At 59.4% G+C, this 19,970-nt stretch carries 20 protein-coding genes; 13 read left to right on the forward strand and 7 right to left on the reverse strand.

Annotation, left to right across the window (positions count from 1 at the left end):
* Positions 1 to 211: 211 nt before the first annotated feature.
* Together WX88_RS01715 and WX88_RS01720 are read left to right on the forward strand one after the other, a co-directional pair.
* Positions 212 to 1,582 (forward strand): sigma-54-dependent transcriptional regulator, encoded by a 1,371-nt coding sequence (locus WX88_RS01715; RefSeq protein ID WP_046242556.1) that lies wholly within the window; start codon positions 212 to 214, stop codon positions 1,580 to 1,582.
* A 2-nt stretch (positions 1,583 to 1,584) separates the two neighbouring features.
* Positions 1,585 to 2,970 (forward strand): sensor histidine kinase, encoded by a 1,386-nt coding sequence (locus WX88_RS01720; RefSeq protein ID WP_052732238.1) that lies wholly within the window; start codon positions 1,585 to 1,587, stop codon positions 2,968 to 2,970.
* A 136-nt stretch (positions 2,971 to 3,106) separates the two neighbouring features.
* On the opposite strand, the gene WX88_RS29340 is transcribed toward WX88_RS01720, so the two are convergent.
* From WX88_RS29340 to WX88_RS01730, 3 genes are all read right to left on the reverse strand, one after another.
* Positions 3,107 to 4,018, reverse strand: a complete 912-nt coding sequence (locus WX88_RS29340; protein ID WP_156175898.1) for a hypothetical protein — start codon at positions 4,016 to 4,018, stop codon at positions 3,107 to 3,109.
* A 91-nt stretch (positions 4,019 to 4,109) separates the two neighbouring features.
* Entirely contained in the window at positions 4,110 to 4,520 is a 411-nt protein-coding gene (locus WX88_RS29345) for a hypothetical protein (RefSeq protein ID WP_052732240.1), read from the reverse strand.
* A gap of 218 nt (positions 4,521 to 4,738) precedes the next feature.
* Positions 4,739 to 5,209, reverse strand: a complete 471-nt coding sequence (locus WX88_RS01730; RefSeq protein WP_046242557.1) for a DinB family protein — start codon at positions 5,207 to 5,209, stop codon at positions 4,739 to 4,741.
* Between the two features lie 73 nt (positions 5,210 to 5,282).
* On the opposite strand from WX88_RS01730, the gene WX88_RS01735 reads away from it, so the two are divergent.
* Positions 5,283 to 5,960, forward strand: coding sequence for an ArsR/SmtB family transcription factor (locus WX88_RS01735; protein ID WP_046242558.1), 678 nt, complete (start codon positions 5,283 to 5,285; stop codon positions 5,958 to 5,960).
* Positions 5,961 to 6,145: 185 nt separating this feature from the next.
* On the forward strand, positions 6,146 to 6,505 hold the full coding sequence (locus WX88_RS01740; protein ID WP_046242559.1) for a CoA-binding protein: 360 nt from the start codon (positions 6,146 to 6,148) through the stop codon (positions 6,503 to 6,505).
* A 66-nt stretch (positions 6,506 to 6,571) separates the two neighbouring features.
* On the opposite strand, the gene WX88_RS01745 is transcribed toward WX88_RS01740, so the two are convergent.
* Positions 6,572 to 7,954, reverse strand: a complete 1,383-nt coding sequence (locus WX88_RS01745; protein ID WP_046242560.1) for a hypothetical protein — start codon at positions 7,952 to 7,954, stop codon at positions 6,572 to 6,574.
* A gap of 471 nt (positions 7,955 to 8,425) precedes the next feature.
* Between WX88_RS01745 and WX88_RS01750 the strand changes: the two genes are divergently transcribed.
* Entirely contained in the window at positions 8,426 to 9,082 is a 657-nt protein-coding gene (locus WX88_RS01750) for an HAD family hydrolase (RefSeq protein ID WP_046242561.1), read from the forward strand.
* 552 nt (positions 9,083 to 9,634) lie between these two features.
* Here the strand turns inward: WX88_RS01750 and WX88_RS01755 are convergent.
* Positions 9,635 to 9,976 carry a winged helix-turn-helix transcriptional regulator gene (locus tag WX88_RS01755; RefSeq protein WP_046242562.1) on the reverse strand — a complete coding sequence of 114 codons (342 nt, stop codon included), beginning with the start codon at positions 9,974 to 9,976 and terminating at the stop codon, positions 9,635 to 9,637.
* A 110-nt stretch (positions 9,977 to 10,086) separates the two neighbouring features.
* Between WX88_RS01755 and WX88_RS01760 the strand changes: the two genes are divergently transcribed.
* Positions 10,087 to 10,731, forward strand: coding sequence for an NADPH-dependent F420 reductase (locus WX88_RS01760; protein ID WP_046242563.1), 645 nt, complete (start codon positions 10,087 to 10,089; stop codon positions 10,729 to 10,731).
* A 172-nt stretch (positions 10,732 to 10,903) separates the two neighbouring features.
* On the opposite strand, the gene WX88_RS01765 is transcribed toward WX88_RS01760, so the two are convergent.
* On the reverse strand, positions 10,904 to 11,950 hold the full coding sequence (locus WX88_RS01765; RefSeq protein ID WP_072052918.1) for an ABC transporter ATP-binding protein: 1,047 nt from the start codon (positions 11,948 to 11,950) through the stop codon (positions 10,904 to 10,906).
* A 551-nt stretch (positions 11,951 to 12,501) separates the two neighbouring features.
* On the opposite strand from WX88_RS01765, the gene WX88_RS01770 reads away from it, so the two are divergent.
* From WX88_RS01770 to WX88_RS01790, 6 genes are all read left to right on the forward strand, one after another.
* Positions 12,502 to 14,766: a heavy metal translocating P-type ATPase gene (locus WX88_RS01770; protein WP_046242564.1), complete on the forward strand. Its 2,265-nt coding sequence runs from the start codon at positions 12,502 to 12,504 to the stop codon at positions 14,764 to 14,766.
* Positions 14,767 to 14,994: 228 nt separating this feature from the next.
* Entirely contained in the window at positions 14,995 to 15,906 is a 912-nt protein-coding gene (locus WX88_RS01775) for a helix-turn-helix domain-containing protein (protein WP_052732241.1), read from the forward strand.
* A gap of 74 nt (positions 15,907 to 15,980) precedes the next feature.
* Complete coding sequence (locus tag WX88_RS31720; protein WP_262489800.1) at positions 15,981 to 16,109, forward strand: hypothetical protein; 129 nt, start codon at positions 15,981 to 15,983, stop codon at positions 16,107 to 16,109.
* A gap of 18 nt (positions 16,110 to 16,127) precedes the next feature.
* On the forward strand, positions 16,128 to 16,583 hold the full coding sequence (locus WX88_RS01780; RefSeq protein ID WP_046242566.1) for a hypothetical protein: 456 nt from the start codon (positions 16,128 to 16,130) through the stop codon (positions 16,581 to 16,583).
* A gap of 10 nt (positions 16,584 to 16,593) precedes the next feature.
* The gene (locus tag WX88_RS01785) at positions 16,594 to 16,911 is read left to right on the forward strand and encodes a DUF3817 domain-containing protein (RefSeq protein WP_046242567.1); all 318 of its coding nucleotides are present in this window, start codon (positions 16,594 to 16,596) and stop codon (positions 16,909 to 16,911) included.
* 280 nt (positions 16,912 to 17,191) lie between these two features.
* Entirely contained in the window at positions 17,192 to 17,623 is a 432-nt protein-coding gene (locus tag WX88_RS01790; protein ID WP_046242568.1) for a GNAT family N-acetyltransferase, read from the forward strand.
* A 240-nt stretch (positions 17,624 to 17,863) separates the two neighbouring features.
* Here the strand turns inward: WX88_RS01790 and pdxR are convergent, their stop codons facing one another.
* Positions 17,864 to 19,339 (reverse strand): MocR-like pyridoxine biosynthesis transcription factor PdxR, encoded by a 1,476-nt coding sequence (pdxR, locus tag WX88_RS01795; RefSeq protein ID WP_046242569.1) that lies wholly within the window; start codon positions 19,337 to 19,339, stop codon positions 17,864 to 17,866.
* A gap of 157 nt (positions 19,340 to 19,496) precedes the next feature.
* Between pdxR and WX88_RS01800 the strand changes: the two genes are divergently transcribed.
* A complete protein-coding gene (locus WX88_RS01800) occupies positions 19,497 to 19,964 on the forward strand; it encodes a cupin domain-containing protein (protein WP_046242570.1) in 468 nt (155 codons plus the stop codon).
* Positions 19,965 to 19,970: the final 6 nt, after the last annotated feature.

Raw genomic sequence — 19,970 nt, forward strand, 5'->3', positions numbered from 1 at the left:
AGCGGCGTTGGACGGACGGCGAACAAATCACAAAGTAAGCGCCGCCCCGTGAACTCCTGGCGAACCAGCATCCGGTAAGTAGCCAGTGGCGCGGAGCCTTCGCTCCGCGTAACGCCCGCGCCAGAACAACACACCCCAAGCATCCGCGGCATCAAGGCACATACCGGCTCAGTCGGCTAATTTCGTCCATGCAATTCCCCATTCCTGCCTGATGGCAAGTGCTTCCCTCTTAGCCAAAGCCAACATCCTGGTGGTGGACGACGACCCGGACGTGCTCCTTTCCCTGGCGCTGCTGTTGCAGCCGCTGGCCGGCCGGGTAATAACCGAGAAGAACCCCGAGCGGCTGCCCGCCCTGCTCCAGCAGGAGCGGTTCGCGGTGGTGTTGCTGGACATGAACTACCAAAGCAACCTCAACACGGGCAACGAGGGGTTTTACTGGTTGGCTCAGCTGAAAAAGCTGGCCCCCACCACGGCCGTGGTCATGCTGACGGCCTACGGCGACATCGACCTGGCCGTGCGGGCCCTCAAGGAAGGCGCCGCCGACTTTGTGGTGAAACCCTGGCGGAACGAGCGGCTGCTGGCCACGCTGACCGAGGCCCTGGGCCGGGCGCCGGGCGGCGCGACGGCCAATGCCGCTCTAGCCCGGACTTCGGGCGCGGCTTCGCCCCTGCTCATTGGCGAGTCGGAGGCCATGCAGACGGTGCGGTATAAGCTCGAAAAGATTGCCCCAACGGATGCCAGCGTGTTGATTTTGGGCGAGAATGGCACGGGCAAAGACGTGGTGGCCCGGCTCATCCACCAGCACTCGCCGCGAGTGGCGGGCCCGTTTCTGGCCGTGGACCTGGGCGCCCTGACCGACGGCTTGTTCGAGTCGGAGCTTTTTGGGCACCGGAAGGGCGCCTTTACCGATGCCCGCCAGGACCGGGCGGGCCGTTTCGAGGCGGCTCAGGGCGGGACCTTGTTTCTGGACGAAATCGGTAACCTGCCGCTGCATCAGCAGGTGAAGCTGCTGGCCGTGCTGCAAAACCGTCAGGTGGTGCCGCTGGGCAGCAACGCGCCCGTGGCAGTCGACGTGCGAGTGGTATCGGCAACCAACGCGCCACTCTACCAGCTAGTAGCCGAAGAGCGGTTTCGCAAAGACCTCGTGTACCGGCTCAACACCGTGGAAATCATGCTGCCGCCCCTACGCGAGCGGGGCGAAGACGTGCTGCTGCTGGCCCGGCACTTTGCCATTCGATACGCCGAAAAATACAACAAGCTCCCGCTAACCTTCGACGGGCCGGCGCTGACCCGGCTGCGGGCGTATCCTTTCCCCGGCAACGTCCGGGAACTACAGCACACCATCGAGCGGGCCGTCATCATGGCGGAAGGCGACACGCTGCGAGCTGAGGACCTACTGTTTTCGCCCCTCGAAGCGGCAGACCCGACAGTGGCGGCTTCGTCGCTGCGCCTCGATGAGCTGGAAAAAAACGCTATTCAACGCGTGATTGATAAGCATCAGGGCAACATCTCGCAGGCGGCCCGCGAGCTGGGCATCACGCGCATGGCCCTGTACCGGCGCCTGGGCAAACACAACCTCTAGCCGTGCGCCACTCCTACCCCATTGCGTTGCTGGCCCGCACCAGCCTGCTGTTGCTGGTGCTGATGGGCGTGGCCTACGCGCTGGTGACCGGGCAGCCGGTGTATTGGCTGCCGGGGCTGCTGCTCACGGCCGGGCTGGTGGCCGAGCTGATTCATTATCTGAACCGCGGCAACCGCGACCTGGCCGAGTTCCTGGCGGGGTTGCGTTACGAGGATTATTCCCTCACCTTCAACAGCCAGCAGGCCCCCGCCACCATCAAGCAGACGCGGGCGGTGCTCAACCAAATCAACCACTCGTTCCGGCAGCTTTCCCGGCAGAAGGAGGCCCAGCACCTGTACCTGCAAAAGGTGCTAAGTTTGGTCAATACCGGCATTCTTTCGTTTCGGGACCCGCAGGCCGGAGCCGAACCGTCTGACGCGGCTACCCCGGTACCGGGCGAAGTCCGCTGGATGAATGAGTCGTTGAAACGAATGCTGGAGGTGCCCTATCTGAAGACCATTCACATGTTGGAGAAGCGCGACGCGGCCCTCTACAAGGCGCTGCTGACGCTGAAACCCGGCGAAAACTGCATGGTCCGGATTCGGCAGCAGCCCGTGCTGCTGGCGGCCACGGCGTTCACCGACGAGCACGGCCGCTCGCTGCTGGTGGCCTTCCAACCCGTGCGCGAAGCCCTGGAAGAGACGGAGGCGCAGGCGTATCAGAAGCTGCTGCGGGTGCTGACCCATGAAATCATGAACTCGGCGGCCCCCATCGCCTCGCTGGCCGATACCCTGCAACAGCGGCTGCGGGAGGTGGTTGGCACCGGCGGGCAGGTCCCCGACGAGGTATTAGCCGGCGTGGAGGTGATTCGCAAGCGCAGCGAGGGACTGCTGCACTTCACTCAGACCTACCGCAACCTGAGCAAAATCTCGGCGGCCTCGTTTCAGGTCGTGCCAGTATGGCTGCTGTTTGAACAAGTGGTTACGCTGCTGGAACCCACCTTCGCCCAGCGCGGCATCGACCCCGATATCGTATTGGAAGACCCGGACCTGTGCCTACTCGCCGACCCTACGCTGGTCGAGCAGGTTCTCATCAACCTGGTGACTAACGCCCTGGACGCGCTTCAGCACCAGTCGCCCCCCTCGCCCCGGCTGCGCCTGGCTGCGTACGTCAGCGAGCAATACCGTGTAGTGATGGAGGTATCGGACAATGGCGCGGGCATTCCGGCCGCGCTGCTGGAAGAAATCTTCGTGCCCTTTTTCACCACCAAGAAAACCGGCAGCGGCATCGGGTTAAGCCTGTCGCGGCAAATCATGCAGCTACACAAAGGCAGCATTCAGGTACAGTCGGTGGAGGGGGCCGGCAGCCAGTTCCAGCTATTCTTTCCTGCGCCGAGTGAGGGTGCGTAGCACTTGAGTGGGGCCCTTGTGTGCGGACCAGTAGCTGGGAATAAAATAATACTAAGGCCTCATCGCTTCGATAATTAGGTTGAGCAGGGGTTAGGCGCGAGGTATTCGAATCTACGTAGCTAGCTGCCGTTCTTTTTCAATTTTGAACTATCTTATTCGGATCAAAATACCTTTTCTCTTTCATTACTTTAATGAGAGCATCTACCGTCTCTAATTTTTCCGGAATTAATATAATGATTGGCCTTTGATTTTCATCAACGAAGCTCAAAATTGCATTAGGCTTTATTTTAATATTTTTCAATCGAGGGAATATTTTTTTCAGGTCATTGATATACTTATTACTTTCACCTGCAAGAACAATTAACTGGGTTCCCTTTTTAGTTTTCAATTTTTCAACATTCTCCTTTTCAGATAAGGCATCTATTGTTACCTGAAATAGTTTAAACTTATTTCCAAGTTTTATATACAGTTCTTCAGCATTTCCTTCGCTTTCGTTGTAAATACTTACATTCAGAAAAAGGAGGGTATAATCGGTCGTAGCTCTTGGAAAGCTCTTCTCAAACAAGCTAATCGACTTAGAAACAAATATGCTATCTATCCCCTTACCATGATTTAGGTAATCTTCAACCATAGGATAAAGCGCTTTTGCGAACCCATCTATGTAGTCGTTCGCGTACCAAGGGCCGGTTTTCAATGAACCCGTGATTTGTTTTGATGCCCAGCCATTCCCAATTGCAGTAGCTAAGGCTTCATCAATATACTCGTAAGCATATCTTGAATAGATGGAAGGATTATTTAGGAAAAATTTCTCCAACTTATTCTGTTGTTCTTTTGCTTGTTCTTTATAGAAGATGTGGTCCATTTCGTGCAGAATAACTCCCGCCTTCAACTCATAATTAGTGGTATCGGTTAAAACTCCCACGCAAAGATTGTTAACGTGGGGTGTTGCCAACATGCCTGCATTTTTCTTAGGTATCGGAAACAACGAAACATTGAAAGGAGTATTTACCGGCCAGCTTGTCTGATAAAAAACTTGAGCGGCATGCATTGAGGAAGAAAATACTTTATCATACTTCTTCAACTCTTTTACCTGAACGAACAGCTTGTCTTTATACGCATTCCAAATCAGCTTGTCATAATCATACTTCTGCTTTTTGCATCACCGCAAGCAACTTAATAAGTTCGGTGTTAGGTAAATATCCCAGTATTTTTTCCTTAAACTCTGCGTTATCAGCACTATTGACAGAGGCGGAAACAATCAGGTTGAAGATGTTATAATCATGCAATCTATTGGCGGGATAGCCATCGAAATGGTAGTTGGGATGTAGTTGTATGCTCTTAAATTCTTTGCAGATTGCCTTGAAATCGGCGTCGCCGCTGGTTTTAGCATTAATGAATTCATACAACGGCAACGAAGTCCTGGGTTGTTGTGTGGCCGTTTCCAGAAAATTCAGAACACAATAAACTTTACTCGTCTTAAACTGGAATTGTTGGGCACTGACGTTTAATCGAATTACAATCAGCAGTAAGGTGGTAACTAAAAGTCTCATCTTTCAAACTTTAAATTTAGGGATGGGTAAAGCGCTTGAGGCCGGTGACTTGGTCTTAAATAAGGAGGACTGATTACCCAATGCCCAGGCTAAGGTAGCGGCTCTTATACTAAGTCAGCGAGCAGCATCGCGTGGCGATTACCTTGTCGGACTATGGGGTGGGCCTTCTAATTACGTAAACTCTACTAAGTTTCGAAGGACAGAACCGCTGTTTCCATTCAATCCCAAATAGCTGGGCGTGACGCATCCATTTGGCGTAAATACCCCAGGAGCTGGCCTGTGTGCACGGCCTCGTGGTAGGCAATGCGCAGCAAGTAGTCGCCCAGCTTGCGGCGCTGGTTTCGTTCCGGCCGCTCGATTGTGATGGTTTCTAGCTGTTGTTCGGAGAATTCGCTTACCATTCGCAGGAACTCGCGCCGATAGGGCGCGGCAAAAGCCAATTCGTCGGCCAAGCTGGTCCAGGCGCGCTGCTGAAAAGGCGAAGGTGCTTCGGGCAAGCGGCCGCGGTGCTGCACCAGGAGGTGGTAGAGGTATTCGCCTTCCAGCACGTGCCGAATCATCTCGGCGCAAGTAAAGGCTTCAGGGTCGGGCCGCCAAGTTAATTGTTCCGCCGAAATGCTGGTCCACAGCAGCAGGTTACGGCGCCGGACCTCTTCAAAATTGAGCAACAGTAAGGCAACAGAATTCATGAGTGACCTGAATTTAACGTGTGCAGCAAAGGTGAGTAGTTTTGTCGCGCCACATTTAAACCACAGGTGAACTATGGATGTCGATACGGAATTCACTACCCTGACTGCCCTGATTGGTGAGCCGACGCGGGCGCGGATGCTGCTACAGCTGCTGGACGGCCGGGCATTGACGGCTGGCGAGTTGGCTTGCCACGCCAATGCCTCTCCCCAGGCCGCTAGCGGGCATCTAGGCAAGCTGGTGGCGGCGGAGCTGCTGGCCGTGGAAAGCCAGGGCCGCCACCGCTACTACCGCTTCGCCCGGCCCGAGGTAGCCGATGCCCTGGAAGCCTTAGCTAGCTTGGTTCCCACAAAACAGCAGCCGGCGCCTACCAGCGGCAGCCGCTATGCCCGCAGCTGCTACGACCACCTGGCTGGCCATGTCGCAGTGGCCATCACGCAGGCATTGTGCCAACGAGAACTTCTGACACTCACCACCGCTAAGGAATTTACTGTTACAAACGCTGGGACGGCTTGGTTTACAGATTTAGGCATTGACGCGAAGATGATGCAGCAGCGCAGCCGGCGCGCTTTTGCCCGCCCCTGCCTCGATTGGAGTGAGCGACGGCATCACCTGGGCGGGGCGTTAGGCGCGGCGATGCTGACCCGACTGGTAGCACTAGACTGGGTACGCCGCACGGCTAACTCCCGCCTCGTGGTGTTCACAGGAGAAGGACAGCGGCAGTTATATCAAATACTAGGCGTGCGACTTTAGTATAGTGAGACAGCGAGACTATTACAGCAACGCAATAAAAATGTGCGCTTTGTACCGCTGCGCTTGACCGGATTGCTGGAAACGAAGCCGGGTAATCAGATGCGGCAGCGGCTTTGCCGTATCACTTTGGTGGTCCTTGCTGTTAGTCTCTGGACTGCCTTTCAATTACAGAATAAGCCATACCCATGAAAAAGACCCTCGTTCTCGGTGCTTCTGATAACCCGGCCCGCTACTCCTTCCGGGCCGCGCACATGCTCAAAAACCACGGCCACGAAGTAGTGCCCGTGGGCATTCGCAAAGGCGAAGTGGCGGGCATGGCCATTCATACCGACCGCCCCCAGGAAAACGACATCGACACGGTGACGCTCTACGTGGGACCGCAGAATCAGCCGGCCTGGTACGACTACATCCTGGACCTGAAGCCCAAGCGCATCCTATTTAACCCCGGCACCGAAAACCCCGAGCTGGAGCGTTTGGCCCAGGAGCGAGGCATCGAAACCGAAGAAGCCTGCACCCTGGTGCTGCTCTCGATTGGCCAATATTAGGAAGACTCTTCTCGACCAGACTGCCCGTAGCCCCGCCAGTGCCACCTTTGGTGAACTCTGGCGGGGCTACTTTTTGCCACTCGATGCAGGCAGCAGGTAAGCCTGAAACCGGGGCTCCACCGTCTGGGTGATGCGCGCCGACAACGTGAAGCAGCCCACCAGGAACAGCCCGTACGCCAGCCCGACTACTGCCAGCCTTCGGCCCGTGGCCAACGCCCAGGTGGGCCATGGGCCGAAGGATACCAAAGCCAGCAGCAGCAAATGCAGGGGCAGCAGAAACCGCACTTCCATGCTCAGGGGCACCACGGCCAGGCAGGGCAACAGCAGGCTGGCCAGCACCAGCGCCAGCCGCCAGGTGGGCCGCCCCGCTCCTATTACGACCAGGCCCGCCCAAAACCAGAGCGTATAATTCAGCCCGTTGCGCAGCGGCGAAGGAGCCCAGCGGTGCAAATAAGGCGTGGGATGGCTGATGTCGAGCCCCGCGAATAAGTGGCGGGCGTAGGCGCCGACTACCGCGCCGGGATGGCCGGCGGCCACCTTCAGATATTGCCCCAGCGAGCGGAAATCGGTGAGGCCTTCCTGCCGTAAGATGGCCGCCCCGGCGGCGTTCATAAATAGCAGCTGGCCCGTGGGCAGTTCCCGCCCCACCGACGACTCGTACTTCTCGTGCAGGAGGCCCCACTTCAGCTTTTGGAGGTAGAGGTTGCTGATGCGCAGCTCCTTCGACTGCGAAAGCACCAACGGCGTGTTGGCCCCGAAATGCCGCCGGTTGATGAGCCACTGCGGCGTGAGGACCAGCGCGGCGCCCAGGGCCAGCCCGGCCAGCCGCGTGGGCCAGGCCGGGCGCGGCGGGCCGTGCCACAACAGCCCCACTACCGCGGGCACGGCCACCTGGTAGATGGGGCGCACGTTGATGGCCAGGGCCAGGGCTAGACCTGCCACGAGCGCAGCCCCGAGGCTGCGCCGCTGCGCCTGCCACAGCGCCAAACCCAGGGCAAACAACGCCGGAAAATCAGACAGTGAAAAGTTGAAATAGTCGCGCCAAAACACAAAACCCAACCCCGCCCACAGCAGCCGACGGGGCACCGATGGCAACATTGGCTGGCCGGTGCTGGCCTGCCACAGGCGCGGCCCTACCACCCCAAACAGCGCCCCGGCCATGGCAGCATTGAGCAGCTTCACCACCGTTACCGCCCGCAAATCGAGGGCTTTGCGCAGCGCCAGGCACCAGAAATTCACCAGCGGATAGGCGTAGCCGCGCAGGGCATCGTCGTAAGCCAGCAGGCTGAAATGGCCGTCTTGATAGAAGCGGTGGCCCAGCTGCCAGTAGTCTTCGGCGTCGTAATAGAGGTTTTGGTAGTCCGAAGTGAGCAGATAGATGGCGTAGACACCGGCAATAATTGCCACTACTAGGGCCTCGTGCCGCCACCCCCTGGCTCGAAAACGCATAAATGGAAAGCCTGGCAATTTAGAAGAGCGGGAAGCGACGACTTGCAGCCGTTAGTAAATCAGGCGCGGCTACGGGTAAACCTTTTATAGCAGTTTCCCAAGCGTGTCTGCACAAGCCGGCCGTAGTGCGGACTACGAAATTAGGGGGTTCCTAAACAACCAGGAGAAAACTTCCGCCTCCAAGGCCGTCCGTAGGTCGAACAATGCCGCGAGCATATCGAGCAGTTGTTTTACCTGCGGCCGAGCGACGTGTAAGGCATCGGCGGGTAGGTACATCGTAGGACTCGTACTCCTGGTAGAGCACCGCCCCAAGATAGGGCCTGTGGCAGACATCGGGCGCATTTTGCCGATACAGATACAGGCATTGCTGTTGCAGGCATTGCGGCCGAATACGAAGCCCGATACTTTTGTCTCGTTGGGCACCGGCCCTATTCGGTTGGTCTGGCATAGCTTCTTAATTTATAGTCTGGCATGGAACAGTTTGTCATTTTTGATATGGACGGGGTGCTCGTCGACAGTGAGCCACTGCACTTCGAGCTTGAGCAACGCCTTTTTGCGCAGTTGGGCCTGGTGGTCCCGCCGCATCTGCACGAGAGTTTGGTGGGAATGGCCCCGCGTACCATGTGGCAGACCTTGCAAGCGCACTTCGCCCTGAGCCAGCCGGTAAGCGAGCTGCTGGCCCTGGAGCGGCAGCTCAAACTCACCGCCTTGCAGGAGCAAACGGTAACCTGCATACCAGGCGTCGATCGGTTGCTGGACGTCTTGCGCACTGCCGGCTTTCGGCTGTCAGTCGCGTCCTCCTCGCCCCGGGCCTTGATTCAGCTTTTTCTCGACAAGCTGGGTTTCTACCCCTATTTCGACCACATAGTAAGCAGCGACGACGTGCGCGAAGGCAAGCCCGCCCCCGACATTTTTCTGGAAGTGGCCCAGCGCTACGGCCAGCCGCCCGCCCTCTTCACGGTGGTCGAGGATAGTACCAACGGAGTGCGCGCTGCTAAGGCGGCGGGCATGCGGTGCATCGGCTACCAGTCGCAGCAGTCCGGCCAGCAAGACTTGGCGCTGGCCGATTTGATAACGGATGATTTTCACCAGCTCCGGCCGACTGACTTTCGGGTCTCCGCAAGCTGAGAGGAGCTAGAACACTTCGACCTGCGGACCCAGAACCCCGTTGGAGCGCAGCCAGAAACTTGGCCTTCAGCCACAGCAGGGGCAATTGTTGCTCCGAGGGCAACAAGCTAAAGGCACGTTAAGCAAGCATCATCATGCGGCGGTGGTGACGGAGTGCGTGGTGTGGCCCACGTACAATACCGGCCTTGGTTAAAAGGTTGGTACAAACGTTAGACGAAGTTTGCCAGCAATTACGCATAGGGACTATCGGAAAGGACGCGCGAGTAACGTGTGTTCTGCTACTCGAACAAGCCGCTGGCCATTCGACTGACGCCGCCAGACGCTGACGCCACTAGACCCCAAAAGAGATACAGACTTTGTAACCCGTATTTGCGGCCTAGCTAGATATGTTTTTCAAATCCAGTGGCTTGCCAGCAGTTCTTCGGGAATGACACTTGAGCTACCTCGACTGGCCTGCCCACCATCCAGTGATGATGACCTTTCCGCGCCTTCCACCAGCACGCGTGGTGGCCGCGCCGCATTATGCTGCCCCGCCACCGGCGTTCCCTAACGCTAGCGGTGCCGGTCCGCCCACTCCTTCAACTGCTCCAGCACGGGCACTAAGCTGGCTCCGAGTGCCGTGAGCGTGTACTCGACCCGCAGCGGCATTTCAGCAAACACGGTTCGCGCCAGTAAGCCCGTCCGCTCCAGTTCGTCCAACTCCTCCGCCAAAACTTTTCCGCTGACCAGTGGAATCGCCTTGCGTAGCCCTGAAAAGCGTCCATAACCGTTGGCAATCTTCCACAGGATGGCGGGTTTCCAGCGACCCGCCAGAAGCGAGAGGGTGAAGTTGAACGGACAGTCGGTCAAGAGCTGCTGTTCGTTGTGATAATTTGTGGATGTTAACTTTCTCATATCCAGCAGCTATTACAATGTGGTTACCTGCTTACAATTTCGTAAGCACCTTGCGTTAGGGGCCATTGTCTGCAAGTTTTGTAACACTTCATCCTTTAAACAACCCAACCATGAAAATCGCCATCTTAGGCACAGGCGCTGTTGGCCAGCGCCTTGGACACCTGCTAGCCCCCCTGGCCTATTCCGTTGGCTTTGGCTCCCGCAACCCGACGGCGAAGGCCCCCGAACTGGCCGGCGACTTTATCGGGTCTTACCACGAAGCCGCTGTTTGGGCCGACGTAGCCGTGCTGGCCGTGCCGTGGGCCGGCGAGTCGGGGCGCAACGCGCAAGACATCGTTCACCCCCTGGCCGGGCCGCTGGCGGGCAAGATACTAATTGATGCAACCAACCCGCTCCAACCCGACTGGTCGCCTGCCCCGCTGGATGCCTCCCAGTCGGCTGCCGAAGAACTGACGCGGTGGCTGCCGCACACCCGGGTGGTCAAAGCATTCAACACCGTTTTTGCCGACGTGATGACGCCGGCATTACTCGACCGTGGCTTCGCCCACCCCCCCACCGCTTTTCTGTGCGGCGACGACCCCGCGGCGAAAGAAACGGTCAGCCAACTAGCACAAGCGCTTGGCTTCGACCCTGTGGATGCGGGCGCCTTGGTCAATGCCCGCTACTTGGAGGGAATGGCACACCTCAACATCCAGCTTGCCGTCGCCATGCAAGGGGGGACTCGTGCCGCGTTCCGCTACATGCGCGCCCGCTAGCCCTCCAGAATTTGGTCCAAAACGTGATGGTGTGCTGTAAAGACACTGAGGTATGACCGGGTAGCAAGCCATCTTTTTTTTCCTGGCTCGCTACTCAAGCGGTAGCGAGTTATTTTTTATTTTCTGACTTGCTACCTGCACGGTAACGAGTTGTTATTTATTTCTTGACTCGCTACCCATGTGGTAGCGAGCTATTTTTTATTTTCTGACTTGCTACCGCTGTCTCACCAGCTGCCGGCAGCGTCCAGGCGCCGCCAGCGGCGACGGAAACGTGCACCGTATCGCCCGGCGTGAGGGCCGCGGCGTCGGTCCTCACGCGGATGGTGGTTTCCGGCAGCTTGATTTCAAGCTCGTAGTAGCTGCCGAAGTACCGGACCGCCTTCACGGTGCCGGCCAAGCCACCGCGGGCGGACGGCCCCAGGCGGAACTGCTCGGGTCGCACCAGCAGCTGCGTGCCAGCGGCCGGACGCTTGGGGGTGGGCACCAGGGCACGGCGGTCGGCCCCCCGCACCAGGTTATAGTCGCCAAAAAGAGCGGCGGTGTACTCGTCTACCGGTTGCTGGTAAATCTGCGTGGGCGGGCCTTGCTGCATGATGCGGCCCTGGTGCAGCACCAGGATTTCATCGGCCCACGGCAGGGTATCGGCGGCATCGTGCGATACCAGCAGGCAGGTGATGCCCAGCCGCGCGCCCAGTTCCTCGATGATGCCCTGGAGGGTGCGCTTGTGCACGCGGTCGAGGTTGGAAAACGGCTCATCGAGCAGCAGCAGTTGAGGCGCGCCGAGGAGCAGCCGTGCCAGCGCCACCCGCTGCTGCTCGCCGCCGGAGAGCTGGTCGGTGCGGCGCTCGGCCAGGTGGTCGATGCGGCACAGCTCGTAGAGGGCCTGGGCTTCGGCGGCGGGGCGCTTGTTGGCGTAGCGCAGCACCTGCTCGACCCGCAGCGAGTGCGGCAGGTCAGACTTTTGCGACAAGTACGCCACGCCCGGATGCCCCGGCACCAGCGTTTCGGCGGGGCCCCGCACGCGGCTACCCTGCACCCGCACTTCGCCGGTAGTGGGCTGAACGAGGCCGGCCACCACTTGGAGCAAGGTGCTCTTACCGGTGCCCGACTCGCCGGCCAGCGCCAGCTTTTGGCCCTGCCGCTGGGTGAAGCTAATGGGCCGTAAAACTCGGATTCCGTTTTCATCTAAGCTGATGCCTGATACCGTGAGCAACTCCATGCGGGCCTGTTACTATTATAAATAAAGAGAAACCTTGTTCCCCAAAAGTGCCTTGCTGAGCATTCTGCTTTTTCTAATTCAGGAACAAGTATTAGAAGGTGCAGGATAGCGCGGGGTGCAAAGGTCGCGCTTCAGCTCGCTCGCGCCGCCTGACGCGGGGGACCTCACCCTCGACCCCTCTCCAAATGATAGTTAAGAGTGAAGAGTTGAGAGTTAAGAGTGAATGCTCAACTGAATTTCAACTCTCAACTCTTCACTTTTAACTCTTAACTCAAAGCATAACTGGCTCCCCTCTCTTTTGGAGAGGGGTCGGGGGTGAGGTTCCCCCGCATCAGGCGGCGCAAATGAGTTGCTTCGGCTCCGCTTGAGGCGCACAATGCTCGGCAGGACCGTCATTTCCCCACTAGCTGTTCGGTCCTAAATCCTGCATGTATTGTTTGGGATTCTGTACCATCCCCAGCGGCGGGCTATCGTTCCTTTGCAGAGTGGTATAAAGGCCTTGCTGCTTCTCGCGAAAAGGCCATTTGCTGCCCATCTGAACTGATTTCACCATGTCTCCTACTCCCGAAACAACCACCCTCGACATTCAGGGCATGACCTGTGCGTCGTGCGCTTCTTTCGTTGAAAAGTCGCTGGCCCGCACGCCCGGCGTGCAGCGGGCCGTGGTCAACTATGCCACTGAAAAGGCCACGGTTGAGTATTTGCCCGACCAGGCCACGCCCGCCGCCCTCAAAGCAGCCGTCCTAAACGCCGGCTACGGCGTGGCCGAGCGGGCCCCCGACACCAGCGCGGCCGACCGCAGCGCGGAAATTGACCAGCAGAAAGCCACCGCCTACCAGCACTTGCAGCGCCGCTTCTGGGTGGCGGCGGGGCTGGCCGCCGTCATCATGCCGCTGAGCATGCTGATGCTCTGGCCGGCACTGATGCAGTACATTAATATGCAATGGCTGAACGTCAGCCTGCTGGTGCTTACCCTGCCCGTGATGTTCTACAGTGGCCGCGAGTTTTATGTCTCGGCCTGGAACAGCTTCCGCCACGGCACCGCCACCATGGATACGCTGATTGCCGTGGGCACCGGCGCGGCCTTCCTCTACAGTCTGGCCGCGACCCTGGCTCCCGGTTTCTTCACCCGCCAGGGACTCATGCCCGAGGTGTACTACGACACCACGGCTACCATCATTGTCCTGATTTTGCTGGGCAAGGTGCTGGAGGCGCGGGCTAAAACCCGGACTTCGGCCGCTATCCGGGCCCTGATGGGCTTGCAGCCGAAAACCGCCCGGGTGGTGCGCCCCGACGGGCTGGAGGTAGCTATTGCCATCGAGCAGGTGCAGCTGGGCGACATCGTGGTGGTGCGCCCCGGCGAAAAGGTGGCGACCGACGGCCTTATCCAGGAAGGCCACTCGGCCGTGGATGAGGCCATGCTGACCGGCGAAAGCCTGCCGGTGGAAAAGAAGGCCGGCGACCCGGTTTTCGGCGCCACGCTCAACAAGACCGGCTCCTTCCGCTTCCGCGTGACCAAGGTAGGAGCCGATACCATGCTCGCTCAGATTGTGAAGCTGGTGGAAGACGCCCAGGGCAGCCGCGCTCCCATTCAGCGCCTGGCCGATAAAGTCAGCGCCGTTTTTGTGCCGGCCGTGGTACTAATTGCCGTTCTCACGTTTGGGCTATGGTTCCTCCTGGGGCCGGCCGAAACGCGGCTGCCGCTGGCCCTGGTCAACTTCGTGGCCGTGCTCATCATTGCCTGCCCGTGCGCACTGGGGCTGGCCACGCCCACGGCCATCATGGTTGGCACGGGCAAGGGGGCCGAGTACGGCGTGCTGATTCGCAACGCCGAGGCGCTGGAAAAGGCCTATCAGGTCGATACCGTACTGCTGGATAAAACGGGCACCATCACTAAGGGCGAGCCCATGGTCACGGATTTCGTACTCGCCCCCGGCCAGGAGGCCAAGGTGGTGCTGCCGTTGGTGGCCGCCGTAGAGCGGCAGTCGGAGCACCCCCTGGCCGCCGCCGTGGGGCGCTATGCCGAAGCAGAGGGCGCCCCTACTTTGCAGGCTGACGGCTTTCGGGCCGTGGAAGGCAAAGGCGCGGTCGCCACGGTGGCGGGCCACGCGGTGCTGGTTGGCAACCGCCGCCTGCTGACCGACGCCGGCATCGGGCTCGCGCCGGAGCTGGCCACCCAAAACGAACAGCTGCTTGCTCAGGCCAAGACCGTGCTCTACGTGGCCGTAGCCGGCCAGGCAGTGGCCTTAATCGGCGTAGCCGATACGGTGCGCCCGACCTCGGAGGCGGCCATCCGGCGCTTGCAGGCCCTCGGGCTGGAAGTGGTGATGATGACCGGCGACAACCCCCAGACGGCCGCGCAGGTAGCCCGGCAGGTGGGTATCAGCCGCTATTTCTCCGAAGTGCTGCCCCAAGACAAGGCCGGCAAGGTAAAGGAACTACAAGCCGAGGGTCGCGTGGTGGCCATGGTGGGCGATGGCATCAACGACGCGCCGGCGCTGGCCCAGGCCGACATCGGCCTGGCCATGGGCACCGGTACCGACGTGGCGATGGAAGCCGCCGGCATCACCCTCATGCGCTCCGATTTGCAAGGCGTGGTGACGGCCATTGCCCTCTCGCGGCAGACCATGCGCACCATCCGGCAGAACCTGTTTTTCGCCTTCATCTATAACACGCTGGGGATTCCCATCGCGGCGGGAGTGCTATACCCATTCTTCGGGATACTACTTTCGCCGATGCTGGCGGCGGGTGCCATGGCGCTCAGCTCGGTGTCGGTGCTCAGCAACTCGCTGCGCCTGCGGGGGGTTAGAGGGTAGCAATGCCTCCGGGTGAACCTCACGAGACCCCTACGAGGCGAGCCCCTCTCCCGTGGAGAGGGGAGCCTGACGATTGGGTTGGGAGTGAGATGTAAAAACAGATATTCTTCTCACCCTTAGCCCCAACTGCTAACTCTTCATTTTATAACTGACGCTTGGCTCCCCTCTCCTTGGGAGAGGGGCTGGTCTCGTGAGGTTCACCCGGAGGTTTACAGTATCACAATAACAGTGAATTCGACGGCTATTCCCACTTACAGCACGGAGGGCTACCTACGGAAGTTTCTTCCGGAGCCGGCCGGCTTGCAACAGCTGCTAGTGGCTGAGGCGGCGCAGTTTTTCATCGTGCCGGTGGAGCAAATGTATCCGCTCTTCCGCCAAGCCCTGCCCCCGGCCCGGGCTACAGGCCACACCTGCCTGTACCTCACCACGGGCACCGCCCGCATGAATATTGGCACCGAATCCTACACCATTGGGCCCCACGAGGCGCTGCTCGTGCGGGCGGGGCAAGTCTATTCTTTCCAACCCGGCGATGTAAATACCGGTTTCTTGTGCCATTTCCGCGACGACGTACTACTAGGTTCCACCGGGAATAACGAGGCGGCGCCGTTCGATTTTCTGCGTTTCTGGGGCCAGCCTGTCATTCAGCTGGATGCCGAGACGGGCCAGTTTGCCGAGCAACTGCTGCGTCGGCTGCTGGCCGAATACGGTACCCATCAGCTGCGGTACCTCGACCTGGTTCGGGCGTACCTGCTGGCCTTGCTGCACGAACTGAACCGGGCTTATGTGGCCAGCGCCCCCGCCCCGCTCACGACGGCCGTCGCCCTCACCAACCGCTTCAAGCAACTAGTAGCCACTTCGCTAGCCACCACGCACCGGGTGAGCGACTACGCCGACCAGCTGCACATCACGCCCAACCACCTGAGCAAGTGCGTACGAAGCGTCACGGGCAAGTCGCCGGCGCGGTGGATTGAGGAAAGCATTGTTCTGGAAGCCAAGGTGCTGCTATTTCAAAGCAAGTGGTCGGTCGGCGATATCGCGCTGGCCGTGGGCGTGGCCGATGCATCGTACTTCAGCCGGCTGTTTAAGAAGCACGCCGGGGTCACGCCGCTGGGGTTTCGCAAAGGGATAGAATTGTCCTAATTTTGGCTTGGTGCGTGCTAGCGCGGAGTTTGAAAGGGACCGGACCTTTGCACCGGCAACTTAGTTTACTCCCCATGATTACCTACCATCCAACTGGTTTTAACGCGTCCGATGCCTTTGCCGCAGTACAAGTGGCCGGCATTTTTATTGCCATGGTTTCACTGTTTCGCGAGCCTATTCGCCAGCACTTCATAGCCCGCTAACCCTACCTCTTAGTTTCGATGTATCTGACGTTGCTGACGCTCCACTCGCTGTTCCGGTGGGTGGTGCTGGTGGGGCTGCTACTGGGCCTCAGCCGCGCCTATCGGGGCTGGCTGGGGCAGCAGGCGTTCACGCCACTTGATAACACGCTGCGACACACAGTGGCTACGTTGGCGCAGGTCCAGCTAGTGTTAGGCTACGGGCTCTACGTGGTGAGCCCGCTGGTGCGCTCGTTTCATTTACGCGACGCGGAGCACGCGCCGACCACCCTTTTCTTTGCGCTGCAACACGTGGCCGTGATGACGGCCGCCATTGTGGTGCTCACCATCGGCTCGGCCCTGGCCAAGCGCCGGGCGAGCAGTCCGGAGAAGTTTCGCACGATGGCCACGTGGTTCACCGTAGCGCTGCTGCTGATTCTATTGGCTATTCCCTGGCCGTTTTCGCCCTTCGCCAGCCGTCCTTTGTTCCGTTTCTAAACCACTACACATGTTAAAATCTCCCATTGGCCGTCTCCGCCTGCTGGGCCTCTTCGAAGGCATTTCCTTACTGCTGCTGCTGGGTCTGGCCGTCCCGCTGAAGCATTTTTACGGTCAGCCCGGCCTGGTTCGGGTGCTGGGGTCGGTGCATGGCCTGTTGTTTGTGCTCTTCGTGCTCAATACCCTGTGGGTGGGCGTAGAATACCAATGGCGGTTTGCCACCACTTGGAAAGTACTGCTGGCCTGCATCGTTCCCTTCGGCACGTTCTACGTCGACCGCAAGATTCTGGCGCCCATGCAGGAGCAGCTGGCCGACAAAGGGCTATAAGAGATTAATAAACATTGTCGTACGGCGTAGGCGGGGAGCCTCATGTGACTTCTCCAGAGTAAGCCCAACCGGGTACAACCCCAGTTCACTAAATGCGCGAAACCAAAAGAGAGAGGTACCGGACGACATCCAAGAGCTGCCTTTAAGCTTTTTGTGAGCAAAACCTTGCAGAGTGAATAACCGCTAAACGGCGCCACGTTGGATGTCGTTGGAAAAATAGGGCAAAACTTCCAAGTAAGCAGTTTTGTCCTATGCTCATTACTTACAATTACATTTATTGATGCTTTCCATTCACACCGCAACCAGCGACGAGCAGCTGATGGCCTGTTGGCCGCTGCTGCACTTGTTACGCCCACACCTACACGCTGCTACCTTTCTGGCTGATATCCGGGCCATGCAGCAGCAGGGATACGTGCTGGCCTATTTACCAGTCGATGGAGAAATTGTGGCGCTCATCGGGTTCCGCTATGTGCATCAATTACACGCTGGCCGCGTTTTCTACATCGACGACCTAGTGACCTTGCCCGCCGCGCAGGGGCAGGGCTACGCCCGCCACCTGCTCGACTACGTGCGGGACCTTGCCAAGACACAGGGCTTGGATGGACTGGTGCTCGATTCCGGCTTTCGCCGCGAGGCAGCTCACCGGCTTTACTTGCGCTATGGGTTTCAAGTGACCGCCCAACATTTCAGTTACCCGCTTTCAGCAGATTAGCTACTCTGTTTTCCTCTGTTTGTTGCTCAATTGAGGTGATCTAGCTAAGCCGGGCAAAATTGGAAACGTGTGGAAACGTGTGTTGAGTGGGCCGTGGACGCCCGTTTCCAACAAAGAAAACGGCCAAGGGCCGCAAAGCAGCACCTACTTCAAGGACGATGCCGCCGCTTTACCGTTCTGTCTGCGCGGGAGACGGTAAACGGATTACACAGCGTAGCGCTGCTCTGTGGCTGACGCTGCTTAGCGCCGGTAGTGGCGTAGCACGGCACCTAGCTGCTCCACGCCTTGGGTCAGCTCCTGGGGCGTTAGTGCGGCGTACCCCATTCGCAGGGCGTTGGTAGCTGGGGGGGCAAGGTAGTAGCGGCTGCCGGGCGTGATGATGACCTTACGCTGGGCTAGCTCCTCGGCTACTCGCTCCAGGTCTACCCCATCCTGAAACTTCACCCACAAGGCCATGCCGCCGGCGGGTAATACAAAATCTAACTGGTTACCTGGTAATTGGCGCAGAATCTGGGCCAGGGTGTCGCGGCGCGTGTGGTACTCGGCGTGGGCCCGGCGGGCGTGCCGCTTGATTTCTCCTTCCTCAATCAGCTCGGCCACCGCTTGCTCCAATACCGTGTCGCCCTGCCGGTCTATCAGTGCCCGCAGCCGGCCCAGCGCCTCCACAAACGCCGCTGGCCCCGTCACATAGCCCACCCGCAACGCCGGCGCAATCAACTTCGAGAGCGAGCTGATGTAAATGACCACCCCGTGCGGGTCGGCGCTGGCCAGGGGCAGCAGGGGCTGGTAGTCATAATGGAATTCGTGGTCATAATCGTCTTCGATGATGGCCAGCCCATAGCGGGCGGCCAGCGCCAACAGCTGCACCCGCCGCGCCGCTTTCAGCGTCACCGTGGTCGGGAACTGATGGTGCGGCGTCAGGTACAGGGCCCGTACTGGCCGGCTGCGGCACAGCTGTTCCAGGTCGTCCACGCACAGGCCTTCGGCGTCGACTGGCACGGGCGCCAGCTCGGCCCCTAATAGCCGGAAAGTCTGCCAGGCCGGCGGGTAGCCGGGGTTTTCCACCGCTACTACGTCGCCGGGTTTGATGAGCAGGTGGGCGGTCAGGTAGAGCGCCATCTGCGTGCCCCGCGTCAGGCAAATGCCGTCGGGCGTGGTGCTCAGTCCCCGGTCCTGGTTCAGCATCCGCGACAAGGCTTCGCGCAGGGGCAGGCTACCCAGGGGGCTGTCGTAACCCAACTGATTGCGGCGGCCGCGGCCCTGCAACACCCGGCGGTAAGCACTGGCTAGCGTCGCGATGGGCGCGAGCCGGGCATCGGGCGTTCCATCGTTGAATATCAGCGCCCCGGGTACAGCGGCCCCCGGCAGTTCCGGCTCAAATGGGTCCTGCCACTTAAAGCCGGGCGTTTCGCCGGGGCGGTCGGTGGCCGGCGCGAAGGCCGTGGGCGTACTCTCGGGCAGCCGGCTCGATACAAATGTGCCGCGCGTATGCTGCGACTCCAGCCAACCCTGGGCCAGCAGCTCGTCGTAGGCCAGCACCGCCGTTTTGCGGTTCACTCCCAGCTGCTTGGCCAGTTCCCGGGTGCCGGGCAGGGCCGTGCCTGGTAGGAGCCGGCCCCGCCGGATTTCGTTGGCCAGCAGCTCGCTGATTTGCACGTAAACCGGCCGGCCGGTCGTGAAAGCAGGTTGAAAGTTAGTATCCCAGGCACGTAACATTACTGGACCCGTTGGTTTGTGAAAACTGGATGATTTGAGGGGCCCAAGTTAGGAAGAGTTTTGCATCGTCAACGGCCGGAATAGTAGTTGAGCCGGGTGGCCCGGCCACTCGTCTACCGGTCCCGACGCCCTGTTTCACTTCAGCCATTTTCATCCAATGGAAAACCCAACCAAAGAAAAACCCTTCCAGTCGTCCGACTTTCATCGGACCTACGCCCGCCCCGAAGTGCGGATGCCCGCCCGGCTACACCACCCCAACGTGGAGCAGGCCGGGGAGCACGGCCAGTTTTCGGCCGAGCGCAAGCACCCCGTCTTTTTCGTCGACCTGCCCACCGTGGCACTGAGCATGACTATCGGCGGCCTGCTGCCTGGCCAGGTGACCAACCAGCACCGCCACACCTACGAAACGGTCATCTACGTGATTGAAGGCGAAGGCTATACGCAGATCGAAGACCAGCGCGTGGAATGGAAGGCCGGCGATGCCATCTACATTCCGATTTGGGCCTGGCACAACCACGGCAACCGCAGCGACTCGGCCGCGGCCCGCTACGTGGCCTGCGAAAACGCCCCACTCCTGCAAAACCTCGGCGTAGCCCTGCGCGAAGAGCGGGGCCGCGACATTTAATCCTGA

This window comes from Hymenobacter terrenus, assembly GCF_000972495.1.
Lineage (GTDB): Bacteria > Bacteroidota > Bacteroidia > Cytophagales > Hymenobacteraceae > Hymenobacter > Hymenobacter terrenus.